The sequence below is a fragment of the Phreatobacter stygius genome (assembly GCF_005144885.1).
GTDB classification, from domain to species: domain Bacteria; phylum Pseudomonadota; class Alphaproteobacteria; order Rhizobiales; family Phreatobacteraceae; genus Phreatobacter; species Phreatobacter stygius.
In genome coordinates this window covers 6,008,719-6,025,462 of record NZ_CP039690.1, presented here as the reverse complement: position 1 = coordinate 6,025,462, position 16,744 = coordinate 6,008,719, and the positions used below count along the sequence as shown (strand labels likewise).

General features: G+C 66.8%; 14 protein-coding genes, 1 pseudogene and 1 riboswitch. Of the genes and pseudogenes, 2 read left to right on the top strand and 13 right to left on the bottom strand.

The window, feature by feature from the left end:
- Positions 1-3 precede the first annotated feature (3 nt).
- A complete protein-coding gene (gene thiS / locus E8M01_RS28410) occupies positions 4-201 on the bottom strand; it encodes a sulfur carrier protein ThiS (RefSeq protein ID WP_136963230.1) in 198 nt (65 codons plus the stop codon).
- Positions 198-1,214, bottom strand: coding sequence for an FAD-dependent oxidoreductase (locus E8M01_RS28405; protein WP_136963229.1), 1,017 nt, complete (start codon positions 1,212-1,214; stop codon positions 198-200). The genes thiS and E8M01_RS28405 overlap by 4 nt, the downstream gene beginning before the upstream one ends.
- A riboswitch (TPP riboswitch) is annotated at positions 1,203-1,328 on the bottom strand. It overlaps the preceding gene by 12 nt.
- 166 nt (positions 1,329-1,494) lie before the next feature.
- Here E8M01_RS28405 and E8M01_RS28400 point away from each other — a divergent pair.
- A complete protein-coding gene (locus tag E8M01_RS28400) occupies positions 1,495-2,814 on the top strand; it encodes a tetratricopeptide repeat protein (protein ID WP_136963228.1) in 1,320 nt (439 codons plus the stop codon).
- A gap of 44 nt (positions 2,815-2,858) precedes the next feature.
- Positions 2,859-3,431 (top strand): histidine phosphatase family protein, encoded by a 573-nt coding sequence (locus E8M01_RS28395; RefSeq protein WP_136963227.1) that lies wholly within the window; start codon positions 2,859-2,861, stop codon positions 3,429-3,431.
- 3 nt (positions 3,432-3,434) lie between these two features.
- Here E8M01_RS28395 and E8M01_RS28390 read toward each other — a convergent pair.
- The 11 genes and pseudogenes from E8M01_RS28390 to E8M01_RS28340 all read right to left on the bottom strand — a co-directional run bounded on the left by E8M01_RS28390 (position 3,435) and on the right by E8M01_RS28340 (position 16,720).
- Positions 3,435-4,688: pseudogene (locus E8M01_RS28390) on the bottom strand (serine hydrolase domain-containing protein).
- A 197-nt stretch (positions 4,689-4,885) separates the two neighbouring features.
- Complete coding sequence (locus E8M01_RS28385; protein ID WP_136963226.1) at positions 4,886-6,646, bottom strand: ABC transporter substrate-binding protein; 1,761 nt, start codon at positions 6,644-6,646, stop codon at positions 4,886-4,888.
- A 54-nt stretch (positions 6,647-6,700) separates the two neighbouring features.
- Positions 6,701-7,021, bottom strand: a complete 321-nt coding sequence (locus E8M01_RS28380; RefSeq protein ID WP_136963225.1) for a DUF2160 domain-containing protein — start codon at positions 7,019-7,021, stop codon at positions 6,701-6,703.
- A complete protein-coding gene (locus tag E8M01_RS28375) occupies positions 7,021-7,812 on the bottom strand; it encodes a carbohydrate ABC transporter permease (RefSeq protein ID WP_136963224.1) in 792 nt (263 codons plus the stop codon). Before E8M01_RS28375 ends, E8M01_RS28380 begins: the two co-directional genes overlap by 1 nt.
- Positions 7,809-8,702 carry a carbohydrate ABC transporter permease gene (locus E8M01_RS28370; RefSeq protein WP_136963223.1) on the bottom strand — a complete coding sequence of 298 codons (894 nt, stop codon included), beginning with the start codon at positions 8,700-8,702 and terminating at the stop codon, positions 7,809-7,811. The genes E8M01_RS28375 and E8M01_RS28370 overlap by 4 nt, the downstream gene beginning before the upstream one ends.
- Positions 8,703-8,705: 3 nt before the next feature.
- Entirely contained in the window at positions 8,706-9,791 is a 1,086-nt protein-coding gene (locus E8M01_RS28365) for an ABC transporter ATP-binding protein (RefSeq protein ID WP_136963222.1), read from the bottom strand.
- Complete coding sequence (locus E8M01_RS28360) at positions 9,788-10,903, bottom strand: ABC transporter ATP-binding protein (protein WP_136963221.1); 1,116 nt, start codon at positions 10,901-10,903, stop codon at positions 9,788-9,790. Before E8M01_RS28360 ends, E8M01_RS28365 begins: the two co-directional genes overlap by 4 nt.
- Positions 10,900-12,438 carry a glycerol-3-phosphate dehydrogenase gene (gene glpD, locus E8M01_RS28355; protein WP_136963220.1) on the bottom strand — a complete coding sequence of 513 codons (1,539 nt, stop codon included), beginning with the start codon at positions 12,436-12,438 and terminating at the stop codon, positions 10,900-10,902. Before glpD ends, E8M01_RS28360 begins: the two co-directional genes overlap by 4 nt.
- Positions 12,439-12,542: 104 nt before the next feature.
- Positions 12,543-13,340, bottom strand: coding sequence for a DeoR/GlpR family DNA-binding transcription regulator (locus tag E8M01_RS28350; RefSeq protein ID WP_136963219.1), 798 nt, complete (start codon positions 13,338-13,340; stop codon positions 12,543-12,545).
- Between the two features lie 117 nt (positions 13,341-13,457).
- Complete coding sequence (locus E8M01_RS28345) at positions 13,458-15,155, bottom strand: acyl-CoA dehydrogenase family protein (RefSeq protein WP_246088462.1); 1,698 nt, start codon at positions 15,153-15,155, stop codon at positions 13,458-13,460.
- Positions 15,155-16,720 carry a 4-hydroxyphenylacetate 3-hydroxylase family protein gene (locus E8M01_RS28340; RefSeq protein WP_136963218.1) on the bottom strand — a complete coding sequence of 522 codons (1,566 nt, stop codon included), beginning with the start codon at positions 16,718-16,720 and terminating at the stop codon, positions 15,155-15,157. Before E8M01_RS28340 ends, E8M01_RS28345 begins: the two co-directional genes overlap by 1 nt.
- Positions 16,721-16,744 lie beyond the last annotated feature (24 nt).

The following is a 16,744-nucleotide window of genomic DNA, read 5'->3' as shown; positions in this document are numbered from 1 at the left end:
GTCTCAGCCGCCCTGGCGCGGCGTGATGATCTCGACCGCGTCGCCGTCCTGCAGCGCGGCTTTCGCCCAGGCGGCGCGTGGCACCACCTCGTGGTTGACCGCAATGGCGAGATGGCGGTGCTGGTATTCGAGCTCCTCCAGCAAGGCCGGCAGGCTGGTGGCCGCCGTTTCGGTTTTTTCGCCGTTGACGATCAGGATCATGACATCACCTCGTTGTCGATTGAGCCGTGTTGCAGACCTTGCCGCACCTGCGCGAGCGTCAGTTCGGCGAGCGCCGGCGCGATGAGAAACCCGTGGCGGTAGAGCCCGTTGACCGCGATCATCCGGCCGTCGACGGAAATCCGCGGGTGGTTGTCCGGAAAGGCCGGCCGGAGCGCCGAACCGAGTTCGACAATGCGCGCCTCGGCGAAAGCCGGATGCAGCGCATAGGCCGCGGTCATCAGTTCCAGCGCCGAGCGCAGGCTGACCCCCTGGCTTTCGCTCTCGATCGAGGTTGCGCCAATCAAAAACAGGTTGCCGGCACGCGGCACCACGTAGAGCGGCCAGCGCGGATGCAACAGCCGGACCGGCTGGGACAGCGCGATCTCGGTGGTCTCGATCAGCACGGTCTCGCCCTTGACGCCGCGCAGGGCCGGCTGGCGGTCGCGGCCGGCGAGCCCGCGGCAATCGATCGTCAGGCCGGCACAATCGGCCGGTTCGCGCCTGGCGCCGAAGACGATCTCGCCGCCCGCCTGGGCGATGAGCCGGCGCAGCGCCGGCATGACCCGGCGCGGTTCGACATGGCCTTCGCCGGGAAAATGCAGGGCATCGCGGAAACGCCCGGCGAGCGCCGGTTCGAGCGCGGCGAGACGTTCGGCGTCGAGCCGGACATGGCCCTCGGTCATGCCGGCGAAGCGCTCGAAATCGGCCCGGTCGCGCGTATGGGCGACCACCAGCGAGCCATTGAAGGCAAGCTCGGGCAGCGCGTCGCGCCAGAGCGACAGGGACCGGATGCCGAGCCTGGTCACCACGTCGTCGGCGGCCTCGCGCTCGCACCAGGGCGCCAGCATGCCGCCAGCCCAATGACTGGTCGCCTGGCTCATTGCCTCGTCGCCCCGCTCGAACAGCGTGACCGCGTAGCCGGCGCGGGCAAACAGCAAGGCTTGCCAGAGCCCGGCTATGCCGGCTCCGATAATGCTGACCTGTGCATGGCGTGCTGACGTGTCGTGACGCATCCCTGTCCCTCCGCCGGCATGATCCGGATCAGGTTCAAGGGTCGCCACCGTGCCGGCGTCCATGCCGGCCTTGCAGCCTCTCAGCCCCGTCGCGGGGCTCCCCTCAGAGTTCACTTGAATCTGGCCTCCTCCCCCGGTCCCGTCAACCCCTGCCCGCGGGCAATGGACAATCACGCGCCAATGGCGTGAGCTTGGCGCGGGCCGGCCAAAAGCGAATCCAGGCCGCCGGTCGGATGCGAGAGGAGCCGGGACAATGCCCAGGGATTGTCGTGGACTGACCATGACCTGCGCGTCGGACGCCGCGGCGGTGGCCTTCGACCATGCGGTGGCGGGCTATCTGACCTATCGGCTGGACACGGCGGCCCGGGTGAAGGCCTGCTTGGCGGTCGATCCGGACTTCTGCCTCGCCCATGTGCTGCGCGGCTACCTGACGCTGGCCGCGTTCAATCTCGCAACCGTGCCGGCGGCGCGCGAGGCGCTGGCGCTGGCAAAAACCGCCGCCGTCAACGCCACGGCGCGCGAGCAGGCCCATGTCGCGGCGCTGGAAGCCTGGGTCGACGGCCGGCTGGACGAACTGCTGGCCCGCTGGGAAGCCATCGTGGCGCGCCATCCGACCGATGTCCTCGCCTTCCGCCTGCACCATTTCAACGCCTTCTGGCTCGGCCGTCCCGAGCAGATGCTGGCTGTCGTCGAAGCGACCTTGCCGCATTGGGAGCTGGGCCTGGCCGGCCGCGGCGCGGTGCTCGCCTGCCGGGCCTTCGCCAACGAGGAATGCGGCAACTACACGGTGGCCGAAAATTCCGGCCGCGAGGCGATCGCGCTCGACCCCGGCGACATCTGGGCGACCCATGCGGTGGCCCATGTCATGGAAATGCAGGGACGGCGCAGCGAGGGCATCCTGCTGCTGCGCGACCTGGAGCCGCATTGGCAGGGCGGCAACAACCTCAAGCATCACCTGTGGTGGCATCGCGGCCTCTACCACCTCGAACGCGAGGAGTTCGACGAGGTCCTGGCGCTCTACGACAAGGGCTTCCGCAACCTCGGCTCGCCCATCGTCGAGATGCAGCCCGACCTCTATATCGACGTGCAGAATGCCGCTTCCATGCTGTTCCGGCTGCAATTGCAGGGCGTCGATGTCGGCGACCGCTGGATCGAGCTCGCCGACAAGGCCGAGGGCCGGATCGGCGACTGCCTCAACGCGTTCACCTTGCCGCATTGGATGATGGCGCTGGTCCATACCGGGCGCTACCAGGCCGCCGAGGCTTTCCTGGCCGGCCTCGAGGCGGCGGCGGCCGGATCGGATACGATCGCCGGCCTGGTCCGGCTCTATGCCCTGCCGATCTCGGCGGCGGTGCTCGCCCATGGCCGGGGCCGCTACCAGGAGGCGGTCGAGCTGATGCGGCCGGCGCTCGGCGGCATGTACCGGCTCGGCGGCAGCCACGCCCAGCAGGACGTGCTGGAGCAATTGTTCACCGATGCCGCGGCCAAGGCCGGCTCGAAAAGCGATGTCCTGATGATGCTCGAGCGGATCGCCGGGCGCTACCCGGTGCCGCCGGAAAACCGCATCGGCTATCGGCATTCGGCGACCCTGGTGGCCTGAATGGACCTTGGCGGACGCGGCGATGGTTGCCCCGGGAGGGCGTGGTGAGCCTCGGCTTTTTCATCAGCCATCCCGAAGTGGTCATCGATCCCGCCGTGCCGGTGCCGCGCTGGCACCTGAGCGACAAGGGCATCCAGCGCATGCGGACATTCGCGGCGTCATCGGACATGCGCGGCCTGGCCGCGGTCTGGGCGAGCAACGAGACCAAGGCGGTGGAAGCGGCGGGCATCCTGGCCGGCCGCTCGGGCTTGGCCGTCGGTGTTCACCCTCGCCTTCATGAGAACGACCGCAGCGCCACCGGCTTTCTGCCGCCGCCCGAATTCCAGCGGACGGCCGACATGTTCTTCGCAAGCCCCGACGAGAGCGTCAGGGGCTGGGAGCGCGCGGTCGATGCCCAGGCGCGGGTTGCCGCCGCGGTCGATGCAATCCTGAACAACCATTCGGGCGGCGACATCGCCTTCGTCGCCCATGGCGGGGTCGGCACCCTGCTGCTGTGCCGTTATCTCGGCCAGCCGATCAGCCGGAGCGCCGACCAGCCCTTCGAGGGGCATTACTGGGCCTTCGAGATCGCCACGCGCCGGGTCCTGCACCCGTGGCGGCCGATCGCAGCGCGCTGACGCCTACGGCATCAGGGCCTTGGCCACGGCCATGAAGGCCGGCAGGGTCACCGGGTCGTTGGCGACATTGCCGGCCTGGGGATGCGAGCCGTAACGCGCGATCACCATCTCGGCCTTCGGGTCGACATAGATCGACTGGCCATGGATGCCGCGCGCCATATAGACGCCGTGCTCGTTGTGGCTGACCCACCACATGTTCCGCTAGGACCAGCCGGGCAAGGTGGCATACCCCGCCGGCTTGAACTGCGCCGGGTCGGCGCCGCGCGCGATATCCTCGACAGCCTCGGCCTGAATGATCTGCTGGCCGTTGAACCGGCCCCTGTTGCGCATGCATTCGCCGAAGCGGGCAAGGTCGCGCAGCGTGGTGTTGAGGCCGCCGCCGCCCGATTCCGTGCCGATGCTGTCGACGGTGAAGAAGGCATCTTCCTCGGCGCCGAGCTTCGACCAGATCCGGCTCGACAGCAGCTCGCTCAACGACTGGCCGCTGGCGCGCCTGACGATCCAGGCGAGCACGTCGGTATTGACGGTCTTGTAGGCGAAGACCTGGCCGTGCTCGCCTTGCTTCGGCTGGGAGATCAGGAAGTCGTAGAGCGTCCTGGCGCCCTGATAGTCCGGATCCCGCGCGGCCATGCCATTGGCGCGGCGCAGCCCCCAGACATCCGAATTGGCGTCGGTATAGACCTCGGTGTAGCGAAGCCCCGTGGTCATATCCATGACCTGGCGGACGGTGGCGTCGCCAAAGGCGCTGGCGCCGAGTTCCGGCACATAGCGGGTCACCAGGGCCGCGGGATCGATCAGCCCATCGGCGACCAGCATGCCGGCGAGCACGCCGACGAAAGACTTGGTCACCGACATGGCGAGGTGCGGCTTATGGGCCTCGAGCGCGCCGAAATAGCGCTCGTAGACGATCCGGCCGCGATGCAGCACACAAATGCCGTCGGCATAGGTCTCGGCCAGCGCCTGGTCGAAGGTCATCGGACGGCCGTCCATGGTGGTCGAGGCAACCTTGCCGAGGTCCTGCTCGTCGCGCGGCAGCACCGAGACCGGCCCCCGCCCGCGCCAGACATTGGTTGTCGGCACCAGCTGGCGGATATTGCTCCAGGCCCAGCGGAATTCGGGAAATGAGCGGAACGAGCCGTCGGCGAAGGCGACCGTCCGTTCGGCCGGCGGCGGAAAGCCCCGCATCATGCCGAGCGCGACCGGGTCGCTGTCGGCGGCACTCGGTGCGGGCGGGGCTTTTGGTGCGGGCGTCGTCATCAGCATGAACTCCAGAGCCGGAATGCGAACCGTGGCCGGCGGCGCGACTGTCCGGCCGATCGGCGGCCGGCACAACGGCCATGCCGGCGGCCCGTCCATGCATTCATGTCACGGCAAGCCCCCCCCTCGACCCCACCCGCCCATGAAAAAGAGCGGGGACCAGCCCCGCTCCTTCCTGCGTCGCGAGAGCGCGTGGCTCAGGTGCGCTTCGGCGGCGTTGCCGGCCAGGACCGGATCAGCGCGTCGTAATCGACCGTCTGGCCCTGCGGCTTCTCATTGGCGAGCTTGCGCTGGGGCGCGACCGTGCCGGCGGTCTCGGCCCGGCGATACCATTCGTCAGCCGTCGTCTTTGGATTGATGCGCGGTCCGCAGGCGCCCTGGACGCCGGAGCGTTCGAGCCGGATCATCACGTCGTCCATGGCATCGGCGAGCGAATCCATGGCGGCCTGCGGGGTCTTGGCGCCCGACGAGGCATCGCCGATATTCTGCCACCACAGCTGCGCCAGACGCGGATAGTCGGGCACGTTGTTGCCGGTCGGCGTCCATTGGACGCGCGCCGGCGAGCGGTAGAACTCGATGAGGCCGCCGAGGTTCTTGGCCCGGTCGGAGAAGCTCTGGTGCCAGATGTCGCTCTCGCGGATGAAGGTGAGGCCGACATGGCTCTTCTTCAGGCTGGTGGTCTTGCAGACGCAGAACTGGGCATAGAGCCAGGCCGCCTTGCGGCGCTCGACCGGGGTCGACTTCATCAGCGTCCAGGAGCCGGCGTCCTGGTAACCGAGCTTCATGCCCTCGCGCCAATAGGAGCCCTTGGGCGACGGCGCCATGCGCCATTTCGGCGTGCCGTCGGCATTGACCACCGGCAGGCCGGTCTTGACCATGTCGGCGGTGAAGGCGGTGTACCAGAACATCTGCTGGGCGATATTGCCCTGGGCCGGCACCGGTCCTGATTCCGAGAAGGTCATGCCGGCGGCGCCGGGAGGCGCGTATTTCTTCAGCCACTCGACATATTTCTCGACCGCATAGACGGCGGCCGGGCCATTGGTATCGCCGCCACGGGCGATATGGGCGCCGCGCGGATTGCAGCCCTCCATGCGAATGCCCCATTCGTCGACCGGCATGCCGTTGGGAATGCCGCGATCGCCATTGCCGGCCATCGACAGCCAGGCGTCGGTGAACCGCCAGCCGAGCGAGGGATCCTTCTTGCCGTAGTCCATATGGCCATAGACACGCACACCGTCGATCTCCTTCACCGTATTGGTGAAGAACTCGGCGATATCCTCATAGGCCGACCAGTTGGCGGGCACGCCGAGGTCATAGTTGAACTGCTTCTTGAAGGCTTCGCGGATCTGCGGCCGCTGGAACCAGTCGTAACGGAACCAGTAGAGATTGGCGAACTGCTGGTCGGGCAATTGGTAGAGCTTGCCGTCGGGCCCGGTGGTGAAGGCCTTGCCGATGAAATCGTCGATGTCGAGGGTCGGCAAGGTCACCTCCCTGCCCTCGCCGGTCATCCAGTCGGTCAGTGGCACGGCCTGCTGGTAGCGGAAATGGGTGCCGATGAGATCGGAATCATTGACCCAGGCGTCATAGACATTGCGACCCGACTGCATCTGCGTCTGGATCTTCTCGACCACGTCGCCTTCCTGGATGACGTCGTGCTTCAGCCGGATGCCGGTGATCTCGCCAAACGCCTTGGCGAGCGTATTGGCCTCGTATTCATGCGTCGTGATGGTCTCGGAGACGACATTGATCTCCTGGCCCCGATAAGGCTGGGCCGCCTTGATGAACCAGTCGAGTTCGGCCGCCTGCTGTTCCTTGGTCAGCACGGAGGGCTGGAATTCACTGTCGATCCAACGCCTGGCGGCATCGGCCTGGGCACGCACCGGGGTCGACAGGTAGGGGGCGGCCACGAGGGCCGAGGTTCCTGCGACGAATGCTCTTCTGTTGATCTTGATTTTCATCGTCTCCTCCTGGGTTGGCCTCAGTCCGGTTTTCCGGTTTTTCTTGATGGCGCGTCAGACGTATCGGAACACTCCGAAGGCCCAGACGAGCGAAACGAGCGTCGCGCCCCAAAGGCCCGAGGCGCCCAGGGCCGCGATCCACAGGATGTGGATGATCGCGGCGCTCAAAAGCGAGAGAAACAGCCGGTCGCCGCGCGTCGTGGCGATCCTCAAGGCCCCGCTGCGCTCGACCTCCGGGTAACGGACGGCGAGCACGGTCATCACGACCAGCGTGCAGAACAGGACGAAAAAGAACAGGCCGGTCTGCCAGGTCCAGGCCATCCAGGCGAAGGTCTGGGCGAACCAGTCGACGGTCCGGGCGAACCAGTCGGCCATCACACCCTCCCCAGGGCGAAGCCCTTGGCGATGTAGTTGCGGACGAACCAGATCACCAGCGCGCCGGGGATGAGGGTGAGCACGCCGGCGGCCGCGAGCAGGCCCCAGTCCATGCCGGCCGCCGAGGCCGTGCGGGTCATGATCGAGGAGATCGGCTTGTTGTTGGTCAGCGTGCGCGCCAGCAACAGCTCGACCCAGGAGAACATGAAACAGAAGAAGGCCGCCACCCCGATGCCGCTGGCGATCAGCGGCGTGAAGATCTTCACGAAGAAGCGCGGGAAGGAATAGCCGTCGATATAGGCGGTCTCGTCGATCTCGCGCGGCACCGAGGACATGAAGCCCTCGAGAATCCAGACCGCCAGCGGCACATTGAACAGGCAATGGGCGAGCGCCACCGCCCAGGGCGTGTCGAACAGGCCGATCGCCGAATAGAGATTGAAGAAGGGCAGCGCAAAGATCGCCGGCGGCGCCATGCGGTTCGACAGGAGCCAGAAGAACAGGTGCTTGTCGCCGACGAATTTGTAGCGCGAGAAGGCATAGGCCGCCGGCAGGGCGATGCCGATCGACAACAGCGTGTTGATCACGACGAAGGTCAGCGAGTTGACATAACCCATGTACCAGGACGGATCGGTGAAGATCTTCTCGTAATTGCGCAGGGTGAAGGTCTGCGGATAGAGCGAGAAGGCCGTGGTGATCTCGGTATTGGTCTTGAAGCTCATGTTGACCAGCCAATAGATCGGCAACATGAGGAAGACGAGATAGACGATCAGGATGGTGCGGCTGGCCCTCATGGCGCGCCCTCCCGCTGGGTCTCGCCATGGGTCATGACGGTGTAGAAGACCCAGCAGACGGTCAGCACGATGACGTTGTAGATGATCGACAGGGCCGCGGCCTTGCCGAGATCGAACTGGCCGAGCGCGATCTTGACCAGATCGATCGACAGGAAGGTGGTGGTATTGCCCGGACCGCCGCCGGTGACCACGAAGGGCTCGGTATAGATCATGAAGCTGTCCATGAAACGGAGCAGCACCGCGATCAGCAGGACCCGGTTCATCTTCGGCAGCTCGATGGTGCGAAACACCGCGAAACGCGACGCGCCGTCGATCTTGGCGGCCTGGTAATAGGCGTCGGGGATCGACTTGAGGCCGGCATAACAGAGCAGCGCCACCAGGCTGGTCCAGTGCCAGACATCCATGACGATGATGGTCACCCAGGCGGCCAGCGGATCGCGGACATAGTTGTAGTCGATGCCGAGCCCGTTGACGGCATAGCCGAGCAGGCCGATGTCGCCGCGCGCGAAGACCTGCCAGATGGTGCCGACGACATTCCACGGAATGAGCAGCGGCAGCGCCATCAGCACCAGCGTCCAGGCCACGCCCCAGCCGCTCTTCGGCATGGACAGCGCCACCAGGATGCCGAGCGGCACCTCGATCGCCAGCACGATGGCCGAAAACATCAGGTTGCGCCCGAGCGCATCGTAGAAGCGCTGGCCGACCGACGAGCTCGGGTCGAGCACCTCCTGGAACCAGCCTATGCCGTTCCAGAAGAACTGGTTGTTGCCGAAGGTGTCCTGGACCGAATAATTGACCACCGTCATCAGCGGCACGAGCGCGTTGAAGGCGACGATCAGCACGACGGGGAGAACCAGGAACCAGGCCTTGTTGTCCGCGATCTTCTGCATGGGTCAGGCCTCCCTCTCAGGCGTGACGAGCCGGCCGTCGGCATAGATGTTGATGCGGCCGGGATCGAACAGCACCGATGCGGCGTCGCCGGCCGGCGTGACGTCGTCGGGCACGGTCACGGCAACCGCCCGGCCGGCAACCTCGACCCGCGCCAGCCGGATCCGTCCGAGATCCTCGATGCGCAGGACACGCGCCGGAATGCCCGCCCCTGATGGCCCGAGGCGGGCATAGTTCGGGCGAATGCCCAGTTCGACAGCGCCTTTGAGCGGCCCGTAACCGTGCTTGAGATCGAGCATCGTGCCGGCGACGCTCGCCGTGCGGCCGTCGACCGCGCAGGGAATGAAGTTCATGCCGGGCGAGCCGATGAAATTGCCGACGAAGCGATGGGCTGGACGCTCGAACAGCTCCTCGGCGCCGCCGGCCTGCAGCACCCGGCCGTCCGACATGACGATGACCGTGTCGGCGAAGGTCAGCGCCTCGGTCTGGTCATGGGTGACGTAGATCATGGTCACGTCGAGCTGGCGGTGGATGACCTTCAGTTTCGACCGCAATTCCCACTTCAGATGCGGATCGATGACGGTCAGAGGCTCGTCGAACAGGATGGCCGAGACATCCGAGCGGACCAGGCCGCGGCCAAGCGAGATCTTCTGCTTGGCGTCGGCAGTCAGGCCCCGCGCCTTGCGGTCGAGGTCGCGGCCAAGGTCGAGCAATTCGGCGATCTCGCCGACCCGCCGCTTGATGCTGGCCGGGTCGAGCCGGCGGTTCTTCAGGGGAAAAGCCAGGTTCTCGCCGACCGTCATGGTGTCGTAGACGACCGGGAACTGGAACACCTGGGCGATGTTGCGGTCGACCGTGCTGGCCTTGGTAACGTCGCGGCCGTCAAATTTGAGCTGGCCGCGGGTCGGCACGACCAGGCCCGAGATGATGTTGAGAAGTGTGGTCTTGCCGCAGCCCGATGGCCCGAGCAGGGCATAGGCGCCGCCATGGCGGAAGGTGAAATCGAGCTCCTTCAGCGCCCAGTCGTCCTCCGCCCGGCTCGGCGTCTTGAGGTAGGAATGGGCCATGTGCTCGAGCGTGATCGCCGTCATGACGCGCCCTCCCCGACCCTTGCCGCGGCAGCGGCAGCTGCAGCGGCCGGCCCGCCCGCCAGCCGCCCGTCCTGGCCGAACAGGAAGGCCTGTTGCGGGTCGAGCCAGGTGGTGATCGCCTGGCCCGGCTCGAGATTGCGCACGCCCTGCGCCAGCGCCACCAGAAGATGCGCGCCGGCCGCCAGGTGGACGAAGCTTTCCGAGCCGGTGATCTCGGACACGCGGACCGTCGAGGGCAGCGCCAGCGCGCCCTCGCCGAGCCGGTCGAGCGACAATTGGTGCGCCCTGAAACCCATGGCATAGGCGCCATCGGCGACGCCGGCGAAACGGCCGGCCGGCGCCGCGCCGAAGGGGCCGAAATCCAGCACCGGCCCGCGCTTGGCGACGTCGATGACATTGAGCGGCGGGTCGGAAAAGACCTCGGCCGAGGTGAGGTCGCGCGGCTGCCGATAGACCTCGCCGGTCGGCCCGAACTGGGTCAACCGGCCCTGGTGCAGGGTTGCGGTCGAGCCGCCGAGCATCAGGGCTTCGGCCGGCTCTGTCGTGGCATAGACGAAGATGGCGCCGGAGGCCTCGAAAATGCGCGGCAGTTCCTCGCGCAGCTCCTCGCGCAGCTTGTAGTCGAGATTGGCCAGCGGCTCGTCCATCAGGACCAGGTCGGCGCCCTTCATCAGCGCCCGGGCAATGGCGGTGCGCTGCTGCTGGCCGCCGGACAGTTCCAGCGGCATGCGCTTGAGATAAGGCTCGAGCCGCAGGAGCTTCGCCGCGGTCCCGACCCGCGCCTCGACCTCGGCGCCCGCCACGCCCTGGACCCGCAAGGGCGACGCGATGTTCTCGAAAACGCTCAGCGTCGGGTAGTTGATGAACTGCTGATAGACCATGGCGACGTTGCGCCGCCGCACCGGGACGCCGGTGACATCGACACCGTCCATCAGGACGCGGCCCGCGCTTGGCGGGTCGAGGCCGGCCATGACGCGCAACAGGCTGGTCTTGCCGGCCAGCGTCGCGCCCAGCAGCACATTGAGGCTGCCGCGCTTGAGTGTCAGCGACACCGCGTCGAGATGCTTCACCGTCGCAACCGATTTCGACACGGCGTCGAGGACGAGGCTCATCGCGCCTCCCGGCGGAGGGTTCCGCTCTGCCCGGCGCCGACCAGGCCCGCCATGAAGCCGTCCAGCGCGGCGATTTCGGACGGCTGCATCCTGAGCCCCAATTTCGACCGGCGCCAGACGATATCGCCGGCCGAGCGGGCCCATTCCCGATCGGCGAGATAACGCACCTCGGCTTCGGTCAGGGTCGCGCCGAAATCGCGGCCGAGGTCCTCGGCGCGGCGCGCTTCGCCAAGGATCGCCCGGGCGCGCGTGCCATAGGAACGGGCAAGGCGCGCCGCATGATCGGCGGCGAGGAACGGGAATTCGGCCCGCAGTTCGGCGGCAAGCGCGGCGCGCCCGTCGACGGGGAAGTCGCCGCCCGGCAAGGCCGCATGCGCGGTCCAGCCGGCGCCGCGCTGGCCCGGACCGATGCCGAGCTTGCCGAGCGCGTCCTCGGCGAGCTTCCGGTAGGTGGTGATCTTGCCGCCGAAGATCGACAGGAGCGGTGGCTGGCCGGAGGCATCATCGAGTTCGAAGACATAGTCGCGGGTCGCCGCCCGGGCTTCGCTGGCGCCGTCGTCATAAAGTGGACGGACGCCGGAATAGCGCCAGACCACGTCGGCGGGCGTGACGGCTGAGCGAAAATAGACGCTCGCCGCCTCGCACAGGTAGTTGACCTCGGCCTCGGTCGCCGCGACGGCCGCCGGATCGCCGTCATAATCGAGATCGGTGGTGCCGATCAGGGTGAAATCACCCTCATAGGGGATGGCGAAGACGACGCGCCCGTCGGCGGTCTGGAAAATGTAGCAGCGCTCGTCGGTGAACAGCTTGCGGACGACGATATGCGAGCCCTGGACCAGCCGGACCTTGGCGCGGGCCGCCATGCCGAGCTTTTCCGACAGGACATCGGCGACCCAGGGGCCGGCGGCATTGACCAGCATGCGGGCGGCGACGACGTCGCGGGCGCCGCTCGCCACGTCCTCGACCGTCACCTGCCAGCCCTCCGCCAGCCGCTCGGCGCCGACCACGCGGGTGCGGGTGCGGATGACCGCCCCGCGATCGGCCGCGTCGCGGGCGTTCAGCGCCACGAGCCGGGAATCATCGACCCAGCAATCGGAATATTCGAAGGCCCTGGTGAACAGCCCGGGCTTCAACGGCAGCCCGGCGGGGTCGCGCGTCAGGTCGAGGCTGCGGGTGGGCGGCAGCCGCTTGCGGCCGCCCAGATGGTCGTAGAGGAAAAGCCCGGTGCGCAGGAGCCAGGACGGACGCAGCCCGGCATGATGCGGCAGGACGAAGCGCAAGGGACCAACGACATGCGGGGCTATGCCCCACAGGACCTCGCGCTCCTTCAGCGCCTCGCGCACCAGGCGAAACTCGTAATATTCGAGATAGCGCAGGCCGCCATGGATCAGCTTGGTCGAGGACGACGAGGTGCCGCTGGCGAGATCGTCCATCTCGACCAGGCAAACCGTCAGTCCGCGGCCGACCGCGTCGCGCGCGATGCCGCAGCCATTGATGCCGCCGCCGATCACCAGGAGGTCGAATTGGCCCTGCACGCGCAATCTCCGGCATGGCCGTTTGATGCGGCCTGTACCAGACAAAGGCTAAAACGAAGATCGAAACGCGTGCAAGTGAAAATCAACCCGAAGACCGATAAACCTCAATCCGGCTCGCCTCGGCTCAGAACGCCACCCGGATCGGCCTCGACCAGGTCGACCTGCGCCTCCAGGCACATCTGCCGGATGTCCTCTGAAGGCACCAGGTCGGTGACGAAACTGTCGATCTGGCTCATATGGCCAATGCGCACGGGCGCCTTGCGCGTGAACTTGGTCTGGTCGGACACCAGGATGACATGGCGCGCGTTCTCGATGATCGCCTGGGTGACCAGCACCTCGCGATAGTCGAAATCGAGCAGCGTGCCGTCGGCGTCGATGGCCGACACGCCGATCACCGCATAGTCGACCTTGAACTGCCGGATCAGATTGGTCGCGGCGGCGCCGACCACCGCGCCGTCGGCCTTGCGCACCGGGCCGCCGGTGACGATCACCTCGATGCCGGCGTGCCGGTAGAGTTCGGTAGCGACATTCAGGTTGTTGGTGATGACCAGAAGGTCGTCGCGAAAAGCCAGGGCCTTGGCGACTTCTTCAGTGGTCGTGCCAATATTGATGAACAGCGAAGAGCCGTTCGGCACCAGCGCCGCCGCGGCGCTTCCAATGGCGCGCTTGGCTTCGGCCGCGGCAAAGCGCCGGGCATCATAGGACAGGTTGGCGACACCCGACGCGACCACCGCGCCGCCATGGACACGCTGCAGCACCCGCCGCTCGCAGAGCTCGTTGAGGTCCTTGCGCACGGTCTGCGGCGTCACCTCGAAACGCCGGGCGAGATCTTCGACGCCGACCTTGCCGGCGGTCCGCGCCAGCGCCAGGATTTCCGATTGCCTGGGCGAAAGGTCGCTCATCGCGCTGCCAAGGTCCTTGTTTGCCGCGCCGGGTTGCCGCCAGCTTTGTTCGTTCTGCCTTTCAATATTGTCATGTTCGAATAAATAACGAAATAGCCTTGGAGTTCTCTTGCGACTTCAGCCCGGCGCAATACGGGCACGGTCGATGATGGATTGGCTGTCGAGGCCGCTGGGCATGGTCCCGAAGGCCTGCCCCCAATCGCCGTCCAGACGGGTCGCGCAGAAGGCGTCGGCAACGGCCGGGGTCGAATGGCGCAGCAGCAGGCTCGCCTGAAGGGCAAAGGCCATCATCTCGACGACCCGGCGCGCCGCGCCCTCGAAATCCGCGAGCTGGCCAAGGCGGCGCTCCAGGTCGTCGGTGAAGGCATCGAAGCGGCGATCCGCCCCACGCGCCTTGCGCAGTTCGTCGAGGAACACCGTGACGGTTTCGGGTTCGCGCTGCATCGCGCGCAGCACGTCGAGGCAAATGACATTGCCGGTGCCCTCCCAGATGCCGTTCAGCGGCGCCTCGCGGTAGAGCCGCTCCATCAGGTGATCGGCGATGAAGCCGTTGCCACCATGGCATTCCAGCGCCTCGACAACGAAGGGCGGCGCGCGCTTGCAGGCCCAATATTTGGCCACCGGCGTGCAGATCCTGGACAGCAATTGCTCGAACCGGTCCTCGTCGGAGCGGTCGAGCGCAAAGGCCAGCCGCATCGACATCCACATCAGCGCCTCGCTCTCGACAGCCAGATCGGCCACCACATTGCGCATGATCGGCAGGTCGACCAGCGACCGCTGGAAGGCGCGCCGGTTGGTCGTGTGGTGGATCGCCTGCGACAGAGCCTGGCGCATCAGGCCGGACGAGCCGACGGCGAAATCGAGCCGGGTGACATGGGCCATTTCGATGCCGGTGCGGATGCCCTTGCCATCCTCGCCGAGCATGACCGCGTAGAGGTCGTGGAATTCGACCTCGGACGAGGCATTCGACTTGTTGCCGCATTTGTCCTTGAGCCGCTGCAGCTTCAGCCGGTTGCGCGTGCCGTCGGGCAGCCAGCCGGTCGCCAGGAAACAGGAGAGCCCCTTTTCCGTCTGCGCCAGGGTCAGGAACAGATCGCTCATCGGCACCGAGAAGAACCATTTGTGGCCGGTGATGAGATAAGGCGCGCCGGAGCCCCGGCGGCTGGTGGCGGGCCTCGCCGTGGTGATGGTGGCGCGCAGATCCGAGCCGCCCTGCTTCTCGGTCATGGCCATGCCGACGGTTGCGCCGGCTTTCGCGGCGGCGTGGATCGGCCTGGGATCGTAGACGGGTTTCAGGATCTGCGGCGCCCATTGGTCGAACAGCGCGGGGTCGTGCCTGAGCGCGGGAATCGCCGAGAAGGTCATGCCCATCGGGCAGCAGATGCCGTTTTCGCCCTGGTTCCAGAGATAGCTGAGGATGGCGCGCGCGACATGGCCGCCCGGCCGCTTGTGGGTCCAGGCAAAGCTGTGGGTCTCGGTGCCGTAAATCAGACCCATCAGCTCGTGATAGGCCGGATGAAACTCGACCACGTCGAGCCGGTTGCCGAACCGGTCATGGGTCCTGAGTTCCGGCAGGTTCCGGTTGGCTTGCCGGGCAAGGTTTTGCACCTTCTCGCTGCCGACGATCGCACCGGCGCGACGCAAATGGTCGCCGGCCCAATCGGTACCGAAAACGCGGGCCGCCTCGACCAGCGCCGTGTCGCCGGCGAAGGCATTGTAATCGGCGAGCGAACCGGACTGGTTGAACACCTCGTGGGTGGCGTAACCCGGCGCCTCGCCGGCGAGGCTGCGATCCGTCATCGTGCTGCTCGTCATCAAGCCCTCCCCTCGTCTGCCACAACAACCCGATCCTGAGACCGCGCCTGAGGCCCGGCCAGGCCCGGCGGCTCGCAGCCCGTGGCGCAGCACCGTCCCGGCTGCCTGGACGGACGGCCGCCGCCGGCCAGGACGCCGCGGTCGAGCAGGCTCTCGACCAGCTCGACCTTTTCCATGACCGGATAATTGCGCCAGACCTCGCGTTTCATGGCTTCCGGCGAGCCGCCGCCATGGAGCGAGATGACCGAGTACCAGCCAGCCTGATGCGAAATGGTGAGATCTTCGATGAAACGGGAGACCTCGATGCGCTGCGCCATGGGAATGTCGGCGCGGCCGCCGAGCACGGCGGCAAGCGAAGCCTGGGTCATCGGATTGTGGTCCTCGTCGGGGCCGGGAAGCGCGACGATCAGGCCGCCCGAGACATAATGGGCGAGCCGATGCATGTCGTAGATCCTGGTCGCCAGCAGGAGCTTGCCGATGTTCGAGAACACCGCATCCGGCATGACCGAACCGGCGGGGTCCTGGACGCAATAGACCGATGACGCGACGCCGCAGGCGTAGAAGCCTTCGGTGATGGTGATCAGCTCGACCATGGCGTCGCGGATATGACCATGGGCGTCGGCATCGAGCCCATTGGCTTCGGTCATCAGCGCGCCGGCGCCGATCAACAGGTCGCCGAAGCCGGCGCGCGCGCCGATGCAGGAATGCCGGTGGTGGGTGGCGTAGGAGGTGGTCAGGAAACCGCCCTCCTCGACCTCGCCGGCGAGGAAGACCCGATCATGCGGCACGAACACGTCGTCGAACAGGACGACGCCGGTCGACTGGCCGTATCGGGCGGAAAATTTGGCCGCCGCCTCGCCTGGGCGGCCGGCCGGGCGGGCGACGATGGTGACGCCGGGCGCATCGACCGGCACCGCGCAGCAGACCGCGAAGTCCGCATCTTCCGGGACATGCGTCCGGCACGGCATGACCAGGAATTCGTGCATATAGGGCGCGCCGGTGACGATCGCCTTGGTGCCGCGGATGACGATGCCGTCGGGCCGCCGCTCCTTGATATGGACATAGACGTCCGGGTTCGCCTGCCCGCCCGGCCGCCTGGACCGATCGCCCTTGGCGTCGGTCATGGCGATGCCGAGCGTCAGGTCGCGGTCCTGCACCGCGTGCAGGTAGTTCAGGAAGCGCTGGGAATAGTCGGTCGCATGGGCCTGGTCGGTGCGCCGCGTCGCCTGAAACAGGCCATTGAGCGCGTCATGGGCGAGGTAGCGCTGGGCGCAGCCCGAGATCCGGCAGGCCAGACGCACCGCTTCCAGCTTCTGCAAGAGATCCGACGAGGTCTCGTCGATGTGCAGCATCCGGTTGACGGTCTTGCCCGAGGTCCCCTGCCGGGCCGTCATGACGGTGCGATGCCCGGCTTCGTGCGCGAGGTCGTAGGCGGTGCCGACGGCATTGATGCCGGGCGCCAGCAACGGCTCGTCGGCGACGCTCGCCACCGCGTTGCCATTGACGAAGACACGCGGCCGATAGGCGCGCAGCGACTCGCGATAGTCGGCGGACGTCATCAACATGGGCACCTCCAGGACTTCTTGTTT

Bases quoted from the DNA above. Each gene is read 5' to 3' on its own strand.
- E8M01_RS28400 (WP_136963228.1), top strand. From the start codon at position 1,495: ATGACCTGCGCGTCGGACGCCGCGGCGGTGGCCTTCGACCATGCGGTG.
- E8M01_RS28405 (WP_136963229.1), bottom strand. From the start codon at position 1,214: ATGCGTCACGACACGTCAGCACGCCATGCACAGGTCAGCATTATCGGA.
- E8M01_RS28350 (WP_136963219.1), bottom strand. From the start codon at position 13,340: ATGAGCGACCTTTCGCCCAGGCAATCGGAAATCCTGGCGCTGGCGCGG.
- E8M01_RS28340 (WP_136963218.1), bottom strand. From the start codon at position 16,720: ATGTTGATGACGTCCGCCGACTATCGCGAGTCGCTGCGCGCCTATCGG.
- E8M01_RS28375 (WP_136963224.1), bottom strand. From the start codon at position 7,812: ATGAGGGCCAGCCGCACCATCCTGATCGTCTATCTCGTCTTCCTCATG.
- E8M01_RS28385 (WP_136963226.1), bottom strand. From the start codon at position 6,646: ATGAAAATCAAGATCAACAGAAGAGCATTCGTCGCAGGAACCTCGGCC.
- E8M01_RS28345 (WP_246088462.1), bottom strand. From the start codon at position 15,155: ATGACGAGCAGCACGATGACGGATCGCAGCCTCGCCGGCGAGGCGCCG.
- thiS (WP_136963230.1), bottom strand. From the start codon at position 201: ATGATCCTGATCGTCAACGGCGAAAAAACCGAAACGGCGGCCACCAGC.
- E8M01_RS28360 (WP_136963221.1), bottom strand. From the start codon at position 10,903: ATGAGCCTCGTCCTCGACGCCGTGTCGAAATCGGTTGCGACGGTGAAG.
- E8M01_RS28380 (WP_136963225.1), bottom strand. From the start codon at position 7,021: ATGGCCGACTGGTTCGCCCGGACCGTCGACTGGTTCGCCCAGACCTTC.
- E8M01_RS28370 (WP_136963223.1), bottom strand. From the start codon at position 8,702: ATGCAGAAGATCGCGGACAACAAGGCCTGGTTCCTGGTTCTCCCCGTC.
- E8M01_RS28365 (WP_136963222.1), bottom strand. From the start codon at position 9,791: ATGACGGCGATCACGCTCGAGCACATGGCCCATTCCTACCTCAAGACG.